Source organism: Rathayibacter sp. AY1A5, assembly GCF_002930875.1.
GTDB lineage: Bacteria > Actinomycetota > Actinomycetes > Actinomycetales > Microbacteriaceae > Rathayibacter.
In genome coordinates, this window is record NZ_PSTM01000020.1 from 46470 (window position 1) to 60986 (window position 14517).

A 14517-nucleotide genomic window follows, 5' to 3' on the forward strand; every position below is an offset into this window, starting at 1 on the left:
GAACCCCATGGACTTCGGAGTCGTCCTCCAGACCAACCCGCCCGCCTCGCGCACCGTCGCGCTCGCCGTCCTCGCGGAGACGCACGGCTTCGACTACGCGTGGACCTTCGACTCGCACCTGCTCTGGCAGGAGCCCTACGTGATCTACTCGCAGATCCTCGAGAGGACGCACCGGATCACGGTCGGCCCGATGGTCACCAACCCCGCCACGCGCGACTGGACGGTCATCGCCTCGCTGCACGCGACGCTCAACGAGATGTACGGGAACCGCACGGTGTGCGGGATCGGACGCGGCGACTCGGCGGTGAGGGTGACCGGAGGAGCTCCGACGACGCTCAAGACGCTGCGGGAGTCGATCCACGTCATCCGCGAGCTCGCCAACAGCCGTCCGGTCGAGTACAACGGCCAGACGCTGCAGTTCCCGTGGAGCCGGGGCTCGTCCCTGGAGATGTGGGTGGCCGCCTACGGCCCGCTCGCCCTGAAGCTCGCGGGCGAGGTCGGCGACGGCTTCATCCTGCAGCTGGCCGACGTGGACATCGCGCGCTGGATGATCGGCGCCGTCAAGGAGGCGGCGGCGAACGCCGGCCGGGATCCCGAGTCGCTGCAGTTCTGCGTCGCGGCGCCGATGTACATCGGCATCGACCGGGAGCACATGCGCGACCAGTGCCGCTGGTTCGGCGGGATGGTCGGCAACCACGTGGCCGACATCGTGGGCCGCTACGGCGCCTCCGGAGCGGTGCCGCAGGCGCTGACGGACTACATCGCCGGGCGCGAGGGCTACGACTACAACGAGCACGGCCGCGCGGGCAACAGCCACACCGCCTTCGTGCCGGACGAGATCGTCGAGCGCTTCTGCGTGCTGGGCACGGCGGACGAGCACATCGAGAAGCTCCGGGCGCTCGCCGACATCGGCGTGACGCAGTTCGCGGGATACCTCCAGCACGACAACAAGGAGGAGACGCTGCGCGTGTACGGCGAGCGGGTCATCCCGGAGCTGCGCGAGCACATCGTGGCCCGCGCATGAGACCGGCCCTCGCGCGCGGGCTCGTGCTCGGCGCCGGCGGGCTCCTCCTGCTCGCGCTCGTGTGGGAGGGCTGGAAGGCGCTCGGGCCCGAGGCCGGGGTGGTCGTCGGAGGAGTCACGGTGCTCCCGCGCACGAGCGCCATCGCGATGCCCCACCTCTGGGAGATCGCGGCCCGGCTCGGCGAGCCGGTCACCGGAGCGCGGAACGCCCCGGCGCTCTGGTCGGCCGTCCTGGGGGCGAGCGCCTTCTCGCTCGGGATCGCCGCGGTCGGCTGGGTCGTCGGCACGGTCGTGGGGCTGCTCCTGGCTCTCCTGATGCAGCGGTTCCGCACGGCGGAGTCGGCGGTGCTGCCTTGGATCGTGCTGAGCCAGACGGTGCCCCTGATCGCGATCGCCCCACTGGTGCGGCGCTGGGGGTCGCAGCTCGAGCTCGGACCGGTGACCTGGGAGAACTGGATGTCGGTGGCCCTGATCGCCTCCTACCTCGCGTTCTTCCCCGTCTCGATCGGGGCGCTCCGCGGGCTCGGCTCGCCGACGGCCCACCAGGTCGAGCTGATGCACGTCTACGGCGTCGGCTGGTGGAAGACGCTGGTGCGCCTGAGGCTGCCGGCGAGCGTGCCCTACCTGCTGCCGGCCCTCCGGCTCGGAGCGGTCAGCGCCGTCGTCGGCACGATCGTCGCCGAGGTCTCGATCGGCCTGCGCGGCGGGATCGGCCGCATGATCATCGAGTTCGCCTCCGCTGCCGGGGGCGACCCCGCCAAGCCCTGGGCGCCGATCCTCGGGGCGGTGCTGGTGGGCCTCGCGGCCGCCGGCTCCGTCGCTCTGCTCGGCACCCTCCTCCGTCCGTACCGCCGAGGGGAGCAGCCCGCATGAGCCCTGCAGGATCCGCGGTCGTCGTCGACTCCGTCACGAGGACCTTCACCACCGCCCGCGCCGCGAGCGTCACGGCGCTCCAGGACGTCTCGCTCGAGGTGGCCGCGGGGGAGTTCGTCTCGCTGATCGGCCCGTCCGGCTGCGGCAAGTCGACGCTGCTGCGGCTGATCGCCGACCTCGACGAGCCGGACTCCGGCTCGATCGCCGTGTTCGGCAAGACGGCCCGGCAGGCGAGGCTCGACCAGGACTACGGGATCGCGTTCCAGCAGGCGGGCCTCCTGCCGTGGCGCACGATCCGGGCGAACATCGCCCTGCCGCTGGAGCTGCACGGCGTCGCCGCGACCGCCCGGCGCTCGCGCGTCGACGAGCTGCTGGCGCTGGTCGGGCTCGGCGACTTCGCCGACTCCTACCCGGACCAGCTCTCCGGCGGGATGCAGCAGCGCGTCGCCATCGCGCGGGCGCTCGCCGAGAGCCCGCGTCTGCTCCTCATGGACGAGCCGTTCGGGGCGCTCGACGAGATGACCCGCGAGCGGATGCAGACGGAGCTGCTGCGGATCCGGCGCGAGACCGGCGCCGCCGTCGTCTTCGTCACCCATTCGATCCCGGAGGCGGTGTTCCTCTCGGACCGCGTCGTGGTGATGTCGCCGCGGCCGGGCAGGATCCGCGACGTCCTCCCGGTCGGACTCGCCGGAGCATCCGAGCGCGACGCGGCGGTCAGGGAGGACACGGCGTTCTTCCGCGACGTGAGCGCCGTGCGCGAGCTGCTGCACGGCGATCCCGCCGCCGTGCCGCGCGGAGTGGAGAGCCGGTGAGCACGACGGCGCTGGCGCGCAGCGTGCTCGCGCCGGTCGTGCTCGGGATCGCCGCGGTCCTGCTCTGGCAGGCCGGGGTCACCGCTCTGGCGATCCAGCCGTTCGTGCTCCCGTCGCCGCTGGCGATCGGACGGGAGTTCGCCGCGAACCTCGGCTCCGTCGCCGAGGGCAGCGCGGTGACCGGCCGCAACGCGCTGGTCGGCCTGCTGGTCGGCGCAGTGCTGGCGGTCGTGGTCGCCGGACTCTCGGCGCTCGCGCGGGTGTTCGACGGACTGGTCGCGCCGATCGTGGCCGCGGCCGCTGTCGTGCCGATCGTCGCCCTCGCTCCGGTGCTCTACACGATGTTCGGAGCGAACGCCGAGACCGCGAGGCAGCTCGTCGCGGCGCTCGCCGTGTTCGTGCCGGTGTACGTGACGACGCTGCGCGGGCTGCGGCAGGCCGCTCCGGTGCACCGCGACCTGCTGAAGGCCTACGCGGCGACCCCCTGGCAGACCGCCCGCACGATCACGCTGCCGGGAGCGGTGCCCTACGTCTTCACGGGGCTCCGCATCGCCTCCTCGCTCGCGGTGATCTCGGCGCTGGTCGCCGAGTACTTCGGCGAACCCGTGGGCGGGCTCGGCAAGTCGATCACGACGGCGGCCTCGGGCAGCGACTACGCGCTCGCCTACGCCTACGTCCTGGGCGCCGTGCTCGTCGGCCTCGCGTTCTACTGCGTGACGGCCGCGCTCGAGGCGTTCGCGCTGCGCCGCAGCCGGCTGCGCTGAGCGCGGCGCCGCGCGTCCCCGCACCCTCCTCGGTCCTCCCGATTCCCGACTCCCGATTCCCGACTCCACCCGACGCACCATCCGCACCGCCCGCATCATCGGCGCCACCTGCACCACAGCACCACCTGCACCACAGCACCACCTGCACCGCCGCACCACGGGCGCGCCGCACCGGCGACCCCGCAGACCGCACCAGGAGGACCCGTGACCAGACGCACCCGCATCACCCTGACGACGACCGCCGCCTTCGCGGCCGTGGGCCTCGCGCTCACCGGCTGCAGCGCCTCCGGCGGCTCCGACCCGGGGTCGGACTCCGGCTCCGGCGGCCTCACGCCGGTCACCCTGCAGCTGCAGTGGGTGGCCCAGGCGCAGTTCGCCGGGTACTACGCCGCGCTCGACCAGGGCTACTACGAGGACGAGGGCCTCGACGTGACGATCGCCGAGGGAGGAGGCGACATCGTCCCCCAGGACGTGCTCGCCTCGGGCGACGCCGACTACGCGATCTCCTGGGTGCCCAAGGTCCTCGGCTCGATCGAGCAGGGGGCCGGGATCACCGACGTCGCGCAGATCTTCGAGCGCAGCGCCACCACGCAGATCTCCTTCAAGGACAAGGGGATCACCTCGCCCGCCGACCTCGCCGGGAAGAGCGTGGGCAGCTGGGGCTACGGCAACGAGTGGGAGCTGTTCGCCGGCATGCAGAAGGACGGCGTCTCCCTCGACGACATCTCGCTGGTGCAGCAGCAGTTCGACATGAACGGCTTCCTCGCGGGCGACATCGACGCGGCCCAGGCGATGACCTACAACGAGTACGCCCAGGTCCTCGAGACCGTGAACCCCGCCACAGGCGAGCTGTACCGGCCGGACGATCTGAACGTCATCAGCTGGAACGACGTGGGCACCGCGATGCTCCAGGACGCGATCTGGGCGGACGCGGGCAGGCTCGCCGACGACGACGCGTACGCCGAGCAGACGGTCGCCTTCATCAAGGCCTCGATCAAGGGCTGGATCTTCGCGAAGGACGACCCGCAGGCGGCGGCCGACATCGTCACCGCGGCCGGATCCACGCTCGGCACCAGCCACCAGCTCTGGATGACCAACGAGGTCAACAAGCTGATCTGGCCCTCGACGAGCGGCGTCGGGATGATCGACGAGGCCGCGTGGCAGCAGACGGTCGACATCGCGAAGGAGACGGAGAACGAGACGGGCGCGACGATCATCAGCGCGGACCCGCCCGCCACCGCCTACTCGAACGAGTACATCGAGAAGGCGCTCGCGGAGCTCGCCGACGAGGGAGTGGACACGAGCGGTGCCGACTACGCGCCGATCGACGTGACGCTGGAGGCCGGCGGCGCCTGAGCCCGGACTCCGCCCCTCCCGGCTCCTCCCGGCCCCTCCGGCCCCGGAGGGGGCCGGGAGGGGTAGGCTGGACCCTCGTGACTACTTTCAAGAAGACGCCGTTCACCGTGAACGTGCGCGACCTCGTGAGGCGACCGGGCGAGATGCGCGAGCACCGCCTCGAGCTCGAGGCGCCGGAGCAGTTCGGCGAGGGGATCGTCGCGGTCCGCAAGGGATCGGCCGTCGATCTCGACGTCCGGCTCGAGTCCGTGCACGAGGGGATCCTGGCCAGTGTCGAGGTGTCGGCGAGGGCCGACGGCGAGTGCAGCCGGTGCCTGACCGACATCTCCCTGCCTGTCGATGTCGAGTTCCAGGAACTTTTCGCGTACTCTTCTGACGAAGCTTTCGACTATGAGGTTCACGACGACCACGTGGATCTTGAACCTCTGGTCAGGGATGCGGTGGTTCTGTCGCTGCCGTTCCAGCCGGTCTGCCGGCCGGACTGTCCGGGCCTCGACCCCGTCACGGGGGAGCGGCTGGCCGATACCTCCACGCCCGAACCCGAGGCGCCGCGCGACTCCCGGTGGGCCGCGCTCGCAGGGTTGAGCGAGGAGGACGGCGGGGCCGCAGCGCCCGGAGCTTCCACCGACAGAGCTTCCGCAGACAGCGGTGAGGGCGCGACCGCCCGCACCGAATCCGACTAGAGGTAGAGAAGAGAGAATCATGGCTGTTCCCAAGAGGAAGAAGTCCCGCGCGAACACCCACGCCCGTCGTTCGCAGTGGAAGGCCGAGGTCCCCACCCTCGTCAAGACCATCGAGAACGGCAAGGTCGTCTACAGCCTTCCCCACCGCGCCAAGGTCGTCGAGGACTCCGCGGGCACCGCGCTGTTCCTCGAGTACAAGGGCCGCAAGGTCGCCGACGTCTGATCCCGCTCCTGGTCCGCACGGCGCGGGGCGCACCGCCTCTCGACGAACGGACCGCGGTCCATGGTGAACCAGACCTCCGCACTACCCTCCAGCGACGACCGGTCGCGTCTGGAGGCCACGCTCGGCGTGAGCCTCGACGGTGAGCTCTTCGAGCTCGCCCTGACGCACCGGTCGTTCGCTTTCGAGCACGGCGGCATCCCGCACAACGAGCGCCTCGAGTTCCTCGGCGACTCGATCCTCGGGCAGGCCGTGACCGTCATGCTCTACACCGAGTACCCCGCCCTCAGCGAGGGCGACCTGGCCAAACGCCGGGCGAGCCTCGTCTCGACCGTCGCGCTCGCCGAGATCGCCCGCGGCATCGGCCTGGGCGAGTTCCTCCGCCTCGGACGCGGCGAGGAGCTGACCGGCGGCCGCGACAAGGCGTCGATCCTCGCCGACACCGTCGAGGCCATCATCGGCGCCGTCTACCTGGGCACCGGTCCCGACGCGGCCCGCGACCTGGTGCTGCGCCTGATCGCACCTCTGCGGGCCGATCCGCTCCGCTTCGGCGTCTCGATGGACCCGAAGACGAGCCTCCAGGAGGCGGCCGCCGAGCGCGGTGCGCCGGCCCCGCGCTACGAGATCGCCGCCACCGGCCCCGACCACAACAAGGTGTTCGTCGCCACCGTGATCGTCGGCGGACTCGTCACCGCCCGCGGCGAGGGGACGAGCAAGAAGGCGGCCGAGATGGCCGCCGCGCTCGACGCGTGGACGCGTCTTGCGGCCCCCGGCGCACCCGCCGCTCCCACGGTCTCGGACTGACCGTGCCCGAGCTGCCCGAGGTCGAGGTGGTGCGGGCGGGTCTCGCTCCCGCGGTCACCGGCTCCCTGGTGACCGGCGTCGAGATCGTCGACGAGCGCTCGCTGAAGCGGCACGTGCATCCGCACGGGACCTTCGAGCGCCTGCTCGTCGGGCGCCGGCTCGAAGCGGCGGTGCGGCGCGGGAAGTTCCTCTGGCTGCCCGCGGGCCGCGACGAGGCGCTGCTGGTGCACCTCGGCATGAGCGGCCAGGTGCTGCTGCGCACGGCGGATGCGGCGCTGCCGCGGCTGGCGCGCATCCGGATCGGGATCGAGCACCCCGAGCACGGCGAGCTCGCCCTGCACTTCGTTGACCAGCGGATCTTCGGCTCGATGGCGGTCGACGCTCTGGTGCCGACCCCGGACGGAGCGCCGGGCGGCTACGCGGGCGAGGAGGTCCGCGGAGGCGGCTGGCTGCGCGCCGTGCCCTCGCAGGTCGCGCACATCGCCCGCGATCCGCTCGACCCCTCCTTCGACCTGGGCTCGGTCGTCGCGTCGCTGGCGAGGAGGAGCAGCGGGATCAAGCGGGCGCTGCTCGACCAGACGCTCGTGAGCGGCATCGGGAACATCTACGCGGACGAGTCGCTGTGGGCGGCGGAGCTGCACCCGGAGCGGCCGAGCTCGTCGCTCGGCGAGGCGCGCATCCGCCGCCTCTTCGCCGAGGTGCGCTCGGTGCTCGAACGGGCGCTGGCCGAGGGCGGCACCAGCTTCGATGCGCAGTACGTGAACGTGAACGGTGGCTCCGGCTACTTCTCGCACAGCCTGCACGCCTACGGGCAGACGGGGAAGCCGTGCGCCCGGTGCGGCGCGGCGATCGTGCGGGTGCCGTTCATGAACCGCTCGTCGCACCTCTGCCCGCACTGCCAGCAACTGCCGCGCTGACGCGCCGGGAGGCGCCGCCTCAGGCGGCGGCGTCGGCGGGCGCCGGAGCGTACCGGGAGTGGACGACGAGCTCGCCCAGCAGCGTCGCGACGAGCGTGATGACGGCGGCGATCGCGAGGCCGAGCCAGAGCCCGACCAGCAGGGCGAGCGCGCCGACTCCGGCACCCGCGGCGATCAGGACGATCGCCGCCGCGCGGCGGAACCACGGCTGACCGGAACCACCCGCCAGGCGGGAGTCCGCAGCGAGGCCCGTGATCGTCGAGGTGACGACGACCGTCGTGACGTCTTTGACGGCGAGGTGGCGGGCGGTCGCGGCCTGGAGGCCCATCGCCCCGCCCAGCACGCCGGTGACGGTGAAGGCGAGCGGCTCGGGGTGCTCGGGCACGACCGCGAGCACGATCGCCAGGACGCCGAGCAGGATGCCGACCACCGCGAAGAGCCAGGTCGAGCGCGAGGTCCAGCCCTTCTTCACCGGGCGGAGCACCCGGCCGCCGATCACGGCGCCGATCATGAAGGCGCCCAGCGCGATCAGGGGCCCGACCACGGGCAGGTCGGCCGTGCCGGAGAGGGCCATGCCGAGGATGACGACGTTGCCGGTCATGTTGCCGGCGAAGACGCGGTCGAGCCCGAGGTACCCGACGGCGTCGATGATGCCCGTCGAGAAGGTGAGGGCGAGCATCAGGCCGAGGGTCGCGCCCTCGGAGCGGGTGCGCAGGCGTCGGAACACAGGAGTCCTGTCGTCGGGGGCGGGTCTGGAGAATCGTGGCACACGCGTGCACATGCTCGAAACACGGCGCGGTTAGGGTCGGACGGCGCGGACGGGCCGCGCGGGAGGCGGACGCGCATGCGGTGGACGGAGTGGGCGGTGCAGCCCGGTGAGGGAGTGCCGCCGGGGGTCGACTACCTGCCGGTTGAGCCGGGTTCGGTGCTGTGGGGGCGCCTGCCGTGCGCGGCGGACGCGCCCGTGCTCACCGTCGACTCGGGGGCCGAGGTCGTCATCGACACGCTCAGCCACGAGGGTGTGCTGGAGGACCAGGGCCGCGATCCGGTCGCCTTCTTCGGCCGCAACGGAGTCGCTCCGGAGGGGGTGCTGCGCGACGCGGTCGCGCTCGCCGCGGACGGGCCGTTCCGCGACGGCGGGACGGACGGGCCGCACGTGGTCACGGGGCCGATCGCGGTCCGGGGAGCTCTGCCGGGGGACCTGCTCCGGATGACCCTCCTCGAGGCCGAGCCGCGCGTGCCGTACGGAGTCGTCTCGAACCGGCACGGCCGCGGGGCGCTGCCGGGCGAGTACCCGCTGCAGGAGGGGTCGTTCAGCGTCTTCGCGCGCGTCGACGAGGACGCGCAGGGCGGTCTCCGCGGCGTGATCCCGCTGGTGCCGGGAGGAGAGCGGGCCGCCCGGTTCCCGCTCCGGCCGTTCCTCGGGATCATGGGCGTCGCCGTCGCAGGGGAGGAGCGCCCGCACTCCGTGCCGCCCGGTGCGCACGGGGGCAACATCGACATCGCACTGCTGACCGCCGGAACCAGCCTCTACCTTCCCGTGCAGGTCCCGGGCGCGCTCGCGTACGTCGGCGATCCCCACTTCGCGCAGGGCGACGGCGAGGTGGCGCTGACGGCGATGGAGGCGAGCCTGCGCGTCCGGGTGCGCCTGGAGGTCGTCCCGCGCGCCGAGGCGCTCGCGGCGTTCGGGGAGCTGCTCGGGCCGATGGGGGAGACCGGCGAGTTCCTCGTGCCCACCGGGATGGACGAGGACCTGGACGTCGCCGTGCAGAAGTGCGTCCGCGCGGCCATCGCGCTGCTGGCAGCCCGCTACGGGATGGACCCGGCTCACGCCTACGCCTACCTCAGCGCGGCGACCGACTTCGACATCTCGCAGGTCGTCGACATGGTGAAGGGCGTGCACGCCCGCGTCCGGACGGCCGACTTCGATGACTGACCCGCGGGTGACGACGCTCGAGGGCGACCTGCCGGACGGGCTGGTGGACGCGGTCCTGGCCTACGAGGCGGCGCTCGGGGCGGACGACGTCGCGGCGCTCGCCGACGCGTTCGTGGACGCGCCGACGACGCTCCGGGGCGACGCCTCCGGACTGCTCGTCGGACACGCGGTGATCACCGGCTTCCGGGGTCGTCGCGGCGGGGCACCGGTGCGGGAGCTGGTGGAGCTGCACGTCAGGGCGGTCGAGGCGGGCACGGCGCTCGTGGTGAGCGTGAACGCTCCCGCCCGTGGCGGGCGCGGGCTCGTCACGCAGCTGTGGTCGCGCGAGGGCGGGACCTGGCGGGTGCGCGCCGCGCAGGTGCAGGCGCCCTCGCCCGCGCTGGACCCCCGCGTCTGGCGCGCCATCGGCGCGCCGCTCGTGCCGGCCGCCGGCTCCGGGACCCTCGACGGACTGGACGTCGCGGTCAAGGACCTCTTCGCGATCGAGGGCCAGCGGATCGGCGCGGGAGTGCCGGCCCGCCTCGCTTCCGCGCCGATCGAGGCGGCGACCGCTCCGGCCGTCGCGCAGCTGCTCGCAGCGGGAGCGTCGGTGCGCGGGATCGCTCAGACCGACGAGTTCGCCTACAGCATCGCCGGCCGGAACTCCGGCTACGGGACGCCGCCCAATCCGGCCGTGCCCGGAGCGATCCCGGGCGGATCGTCGAGCGGACCGGCGACCGCCGTGTCGCTCGGGCAGGCCGCCGTCGGGCTGGCGACCGACACCGCGGGATCGATCCGGGTACCCGCCTCCTACCAGGGCCTGTGGGGGCTGAGGACGACCCACGGTGCGGTGCCCGTCGAGGGGCTGCTGCCGCTGGCGCCGAGCTTCGACACCGTCGGGTGGCTGACGCGGGACCTCGGCACGCTGAGGCGGGTGGCCGAGGTCTGCCTGCCGTCCGAATCGCCGGTCCGGAGTCTCGCGGTGGCGCCGGCACTCCTGGGCGGAGTGGACGCGGCCGTTCGGGCGGCGTTCCGATCGGCGGTCGGGAGGATGAGCGCCGACGAGGTCGAGCTGCCGCCCGTGGCGGAGATGCTCGAGGCGTTCCGGCTCGTGCAGGCGGCGGAGGCGTGGCGGTCGAGCGGCTCGTGGGTCGCGGCGCATCCGGGAGTGCTGGCGGCGGACGTCCAGGCCCGCTTCGACGCGGCCTCGCTCGTCGACGAGCAGACGGAGGCGGCCGCACGGGCGCGGGTCGCGGGGTTCCGGGAGGCGCTCGACCGTGCGCTCGAGGGGCGGGTGCTCCTCCTGCCGTCGACGTCGTCGGTGGCGCCGGCCCTCGATGCGTCGGCCGAGGCGATCGACGCGGCGCGGACGGCGACGCTCGGCCTGACCTGCGTCGCCGGGATCGGCGGGTATCCGGCGCTGTCGGTGCCGCGATTGAGTGTCGGCGGCGCTCCGGTGGGGCTCTGCCTGGTGGGACCGCGGGGGTCGGATCTCGCACTGCTGGAGCTGGCCGGCACGCTCTGAGAGGGGCCACGCCCCGAGCTCGTCCTCTCCCTCGTCGTGAATCGAGGCGGAAGCCGTGACCCGCTCTCCCGCTCTCCGCCCCTCCCTCTCTCTTTGTCCTTCTCCTTCTCTCTCGCTCTCTCGCGCTCTCGTTCCGTCCCTCCGTCCCTCGTCGTGGATCCGAGGCGGAAGCTGCGCCGTCGTGGCCGAGTCGCTGCGCTGACCGCCGTCCTCGGGTCCGATCTCAGCGGTGAGCACGGGCGCCGAGCCCGGAGGGTGGAACGGGCCCGGGTGCAGCGAGTGCGGGCTCGGTGGACCGGTTCGTCGGCGGGCGCGTCGGACGACCGGCTTCCACGGCTCGGCCCTCGGCTGAGACAGGCCGGTGGATCGGACCCGCGCGGCGCGAGCGGGCGTGCACGAGCACGCCCGCTGGAGCACGCGCTGGAGCATGCCCGCAGGAGCGCGGCTCCTTCCGCCGTCAGAACGGGGGCGGCGCATCGCTGAAGCTCGGCCTGCGCCGCGGCGGGGCTGGCGGCGCGGGCGGATCGGGTGGACGGGTGACCACGCGTCGGCCCGTGGGGGTGGTCCAGTCGGCCGATCCGTCGGGGTGGAGCGTGTAGGTCCAGCGGTCGCCGTGGCGGACGTGGTGGTGGGCGACGCAGAGCGACGCCAGGTTGTCGAGGGCGGTGGCGCCTCCGTGACGCCACTCGAGCGTGTGGTCGGCCTCGGCGGTCGCCGCGGGCCGGGTGCAGCCGGGGAAGCGGCAGGACCGGTCGCGCAGCTGGAGGGCGAGGCGCATCCGCGGGGGAGGGAGGCGGTGCGTGCGTCCGACGGAGACCACGGCGCCCGTGCTCGGATGGGTGAGCACCGGGGTGACGGCCGAGTCGGCTCCGAGGAGCTCGCGCGCGACGCCGGCCGGGACGAGGCCGTAGCCGTCCAGTTCCGCGGGCGTCTCGTCCCGCCCGGCCCCGGTGCTCGCGGCGAGGGTCAGACGCACCTCGGCCCGGATGCCGCGGACGGTTGTGCGCGGACGCTCGTCGCCCGGCGCCGTGCCGGACACGTCGCCGTCGCAGAGCAGGTCGACCAGGGCGTCGGCCCGCAGCTGCGCGAGCGTGCGCTCCTCCGCTGCACCGCTCCCGTCGCGGAGGGCGCGGGCGATCCGGTCGAGCCGCGCGAGCGCACCGAACGCTGCCGGAGCGGGGAGGGTCGCGCAGAGCGTGGCCATGCCGTCCTGCTCGGGCGAGACCCGGACCGACCGGTCCTCCCGAGCGCGGGCGTGCCGGTCGGCCAGAGGACTCTCGTGGAGTTCGTCCCGCAGCCGGGCGAGGCGTCGCCGCAGCTGGGTCGGCGTCATCGAGGCGGCCAGTCCCGCGGCGCGCTCGTCGAACTCCGGGAGGGTGGCCGGCGGCAGGGTGGCCGCGACTCCGCAGATGATCTGCCCCGCCTCCCAGCGCAACCGCGCCTCGGCCAGCGCGGCGCGCGTGCAGGGCAGGTGGTCGACCAGCAGGCGGGCGTGCTCGAGCTCGCGCGCGGCCACACGCTCGGACACGGCGAGTGCGACGGCGAGCTCGGCCCGGACCGAGCGCTCCACGAGGTCGCGCGACTCGGCGGAAGACCCGCCGCGCGCGAACGCCTCCGGGCGACGCAGAGCAGCCGTGTACGCCTCGTGCAGCGCCTCGGCGGAGGCGAGGTGGAGCGGAGCCGCCGAGCGGGCGAGCAGCGCCGCGCGGTCGCCGAGGGCGCGGACCTCCTCGAGTCCCTGCCGCATCCCATCCGCCATACCCGTATTGAACCAGCGACCACCGACACGCGGGCCGCAGGTGCGTCCGATCGGGAGAATCCGCTCGCCGGACGGCCCTGTGGAGGAGGCTCGCCGCACCAGCGGACGTCGAGCCGGCTCCGATCAACCGGATCAGGACGATCCGCACAGGACCGACGTCGCCGTCAGCAGGACCACGAGGACGCCGATGACGACGAGGAGAGCTCCGCCCGCGGCCGTCAGGAACGGCGACTGCCCCGAAGGCCCGGCCCGTTGCCCGTGCTTCCGCAGCTGATCTCGGGCCCGCGCAGAGATCCGCTCGCTCTGAGTGATGAACACCACACCGAAGATGATCGCGATCGTCGCCTAGGTGAGGGCGACGATCCGGTCCTCGATCACCGTCCGGAGGCCCTTCCCTCCATCACGGCCCTCCTGCCGACCAGCGTCTCGCGACCCTCCCCGACGACCCCCGCCACACCGCGAAACACCGGCGAAACGTCCGTCGCATAGGCTCTCCGGGTGAAACGACTGTTTCTCTCCCGCTCGTGAAGAGGTGGCTCATGACCGCGCCCGCACCGTTCCTCCCCGTCGATCCGCCGCCTCGCCTGCTGATGGGGCCGGGCCCGATCAACGCGGATCCGCGCGTCCTGCGTGCGATGTCGGCGCAGCTGGTCGGACAGTACGACCCGTTCATGACGGCGACGATGACGGAGACGCAGGAGCTGTACCGGCAGGTGTTCCGCACCCGCAACGAGAAGACGATGCTCGTCGACGGCACGAGCCGTGCGGGCATCGAGGCGGCGCTGGTCTCGATGCTGGAGCCGGGCGACCGCGTGCTCGTGCCGGTGTTCGGGCGGTTCGGGCACCTCCTCCGGGAGATCGCGGAGCGCTGCGGCGCGGAGGTGCACGTGATCGAGGCCGAGTGGGGGCAGGTCTTCCCCGTCTCGGCGATCGCCGAGGCCCTGGCCCGGGTGAAGCCGAAGATGCTGGCCGTGGTCCACGGCGACACGTCGACCACCATGGCGCAGCCGCTGGAGGAGCTCGGCGCCCTCTGCGAGAAGCACGGCGCCCTCTTCTACACCGACGTCACCGCCTCCCTCGCGGGCAACGCCTTCGCGACCGACGAGCTCGGGCTCGACGCGGTCACCGCGGGGCTCCAGAAGTGCCTGGGCGGCCCGTCCGGATCGGCTCCCGTCACCTTCTCGGAGAAGGCCGTCGCGGTGATCGAGTCGCGCAGGAGCATCGAGGCGGGGATCCGCGACGAGGGCGACACTGTCAGCGCCCGCCGCGTCCGCTCCAACTACTTCGACCTCGGGATGATCTTCGACTACTGGGGGCCGCGCCGCCTCAACCACCACACCGAGGCGACCACGATGCTCTACGGCGCGCGCGAGTGCGCCCGCATCGTCGTCGAGGAGGGCCTGGACGAGACGGTCGCCCGCCACGCGCTGCACGGGTCGGCGATGCTCGCCGGAGTCCGCGGCCTCGATCTCGAGGTGTTCGGCGACGTCGGGCACAAGATGACGAACGTCGTCGCGGTGCGCATCCCGCAGGGCGTGAACGGTGACGCGGTGCGCGGGGAGATGCTCGCCGACTTCGGCATCGAGATCGGCACGTCCTTCGGGCCGCTGCACGGGAAGGTCTGGCGCATCGGCACGATGGGCTACAACGCCCGGACGGACGCGGTGCTGACCACCCTGGCGGCGCTGGAGGCGGTGCTGCGCCGCGCGGGCGCCTCCGTGCCGGTGGGCGGCGGAGTCGCGGGGGCCTACGAGGTCTACGGGGCGGCACGCGCATGACCGGCACCACCACGGACCCGGCCACCACGACCGCGCCCCCCAGTAGTCGAAGATCATCCCGAGGTCGAAGTAGTTGGAGCGGACGCGG

Annotated in this window: 14 protein-coding genes; 12 read left to right on the plus strand and 2 right to left on the minus strand. The window is 73.1% G+C overall.

Going from position 1 to position 14517, the window contains the following annotated elements:
• Window positions 1–7 precede the first annotated feature (7 nt).
• From C5B98_RS13415 to mutM, 9 genes are all read left to right on the plus strand, one after another.
• Window positions 8–1024: a TIGR03842 family LLM class F420-dependent oxidoreductase gene (locus C5B98_RS13415; protein ID WP_104327924.1), complete on the plus strand. Its 1017-nt coding sequence runs from the start codon at window positions 8–10 to the stop codon at window positions 1022–1024.
• Entirely contained in the window at window positions 1021–1896 is an 876-nt protein-coding gene (locus tag C5B98_RS13420; RefSeq protein WP_104327925.1) for an ABC transporter permease, read from the plus strand. Before C5B98_RS13415 ends, C5B98_RS13420 begins: the two co-directional genes overlap by 4 nt.
• Window positions 1893–2708 carry an ABC transporter ATP-binding protein gene (locus tag C5B98_RS13425; protein WP_104327926.1) on the plus strand — a complete coding sequence of 272 codons (816 nt, stop codon included), beginning with the start codon at window positions 1893–1895 and terminating at the stop codon, window positions 2706–2708. Before C5B98_RS13420 ends, C5B98_RS13425 begins: the two co-directional genes overlap by 4 nt.
• Window positions 2705–3472 (plus strand): ABC transporter permease, encoded by a 768-nt coding sequence (locus C5B98_RS13430; RefSeq protein WP_104327927.1) that lies wholly within the window; start codon window positions 2705–2707, stop codon window positions 3470–3472. Before C5B98_RS13425 ends, C5B98_RS13430 begins: the two co-directional genes overlap by 4 nt.
• Window positions 3473–3676: 204 nt before the next feature.
• Window positions 3677–4828 carry an ABC transporter substrate-binding protein gene (locus tag C5B98_RS13435; RefSeq protein ID WP_258063523.1) on the plus strand — a complete coding sequence of 384 codons (1152 nt, stop codon included), beginning with the start codon at window positions 3677–3679 and terminating at the stop codon, window positions 4826–4828.
• Between the two features lie 143 nt (window positions 4829–4971).
• The gene (locus C5B98_RS13440; RefSeq protein WP_104327936.1) at window positions 4972–5511 is read left to right on the plus strand and encodes a DUF177 domain-containing protein; all 540 of its coding nucleotides are present in this window, start codon (window positions 4972–4974) and stop codon (window positions 5509–5511) included.
• Between the two features lie 19 nt (window positions 5512–5530).
• On the plus strand, window positions 5531–5734 hold the full coding sequence (gene rpmF, locus C5B98_RS13445; protein ID WP_104223482.1) for a 50S ribosomal protein L32: 204 nt from the start codon (window positions 5531–5533) through the stop codon (window positions 5732–5734).
• Window positions 5735–5794: 60 nt separating this feature from the next.
• Window positions 5795–6535 (plus strand): ribonuclease III, encoded by a 741-nt coding sequence (gene rnc / locus C5B98_RS13450; protein ID WP_104327928.1) that lies wholly within the window; start codon window positions 5795–5797, stop codon window positions 6533–6535.
• Between the two features lie 2 nt (window positions 6536–6537).
• Complete coding sequence (gene mutM / locus C5B98_RS13455) at window positions 6538–7452, plus strand: bifunctional DNA-formamidopyrimidine glycosylase/DNA-(apurinic or apyrimidinic site) lyase (protein WP_104327929.1); 915 nt, start codon at window positions 6538–6540, stop codon at window positions 7450–7452.
• A gap of 19 nt (window positions 7453–7471) precedes the next feature.
• On the opposite strand, the gene C5B98_RS13460 is transcribed toward mutM, so the two are convergent.
• Entirely contained in the window at window positions 7472–8179 is a 708-nt protein-coding gene (locus tag C5B98_RS13460; protein ID WP_258063524.1) for a YoaK family protein, read from the minus strand.
• A gap of 117 nt (window positions 8180–8296) precedes the next feature.
• On the opposite strand from C5B98_RS13460, the gene C5B98_RS13465 reads away from it, so the two are divergent.
• Together C5B98_RS13465 and C5B98_RS13470 are read left to right on the plus strand one after the other, a co-directional pair.
• Entirely contained in the window at window positions 8297–9388 is a 1092-nt protein-coding gene (locus C5B98_RS13465) for an acetamidase/formamidase family protein (RefSeq protein WP_104327931.1), read from the plus strand.
• On the plus strand, window positions 9381–10892 hold the full coding sequence (locus tag C5B98_RS13470) for an AtzH-like domain-containing protein (RefSeq protein WP_104327932.1): 1512 nt from the start codon (window positions 9381–9383) through the stop codon (window positions 10890–10892). The genes C5B98_RS13465 and C5B98_RS13470 overlap by 8 nt, the downstream gene beginning before the upstream one ends.
• A gap of 457 nt (window positions 10893–11349) precedes the next feature.
• Here C5B98_RS13470 and C5B98_RS13475 read toward each other — a convergent pair whose 3' ends face one another.
• Window positions 11350–12639, minus strand: a complete 1290-nt coding sequence (locus C5B98_RS13475; RefSeq protein ID WP_181065546.1) for an HNH endonuclease signature motif containing protein — start codon at window positions 12637–12639, stop codon at window positions 11350–11352.
• A 551-nt stretch (window positions 12640–13190) separates the two neighbouring features.
• Here C5B98_RS13475 and C5B98_RS13485 point away from each other — a divergent pair.
• Complete coding sequence (locus C5B98_RS13485) at window positions 13191–14429, plus strand: alanine--glyoxylate aminotransferase family protein (RefSeq protein WP_244229434.1); 1239 nt, start codon at window positions 13191–13193, stop codon at window positions 14427–14429.
• Window positions 14430–14517 lie beyond the last annotated feature (88 nt).

Bases quoted from the DNA above. Each gene is read 5' to 3' on its own strand.
- C5B98_RS13415 (WP_104327924.1), top strand. From the start codon at position 8: ATGGACTTCGGAGTCGTCCTCCAGACCAACCCGCCCGCCTCGCGCACC.
- C5B98_RS13420 (WP_104327925.1), top strand. From the start codon at position 1,021: ATGAGACCGGCCCTCGCGCGCGGGCTCGTGCTCGGCGCCGGCGGGCTC.
- C5B98_RS13425 (WP_104327926.1), top strand. From the start codon at position 1,893: ATGAGCCCTGCAGGATCCGCGGTCGTCGTCGACTCCGTCACGAGGACC.
- C5B98_RS13440 (WP_104327936.1), top strand. From the start codon at position 4,972: ATGCGCGAGCACCGCCTCGAGCTCGAGGCGCCGGAGCAGTTCGGCGAG.
- rpmF (WP_104223482.1), top strand. From the start codon at position 5,531: ATGGCTGTTCCCAAGAGGAAGAAGTCCCGCGCGAACACCCACGCCCGT.
- rnc (WP_104327928.1), top strand. From the start codon at position 5,795: ATGGTGAACCAGACCTCCGCACTACCCTCCAGCGACGACCGGTCGCGT.
- C5B98_RS13465 (WP_104327931.1), top strand. From the start codon at position 8,297: ATGCGGTGGACGGAGTGGGCGGTGCAGCCCGGTGAGGGAGTGCCGCCG.
- C5B98_RS13470 (WP_104327932.1), top strand. From the start codon at position 9,381: ATGACTGACCCGCGGGTGACGACGCTCGAGGGCGACCTGCCGGACGGG.
- C5B98_RS13475 (WP_181065546.1), bottom strand. From the start codon at position 12,639: ATGCGGCAGGGACTCGAGGAGGTCCGCGCCCTCGGCGACCGCGCGGCG.
- C5B98_RS13485 (WP_244229434.1), top strand. From the start codon at position 13,191: ATGACCGCGCCCGCACCGTTCCTCCCCGTCGATCCGCCGCCTCGCCTG.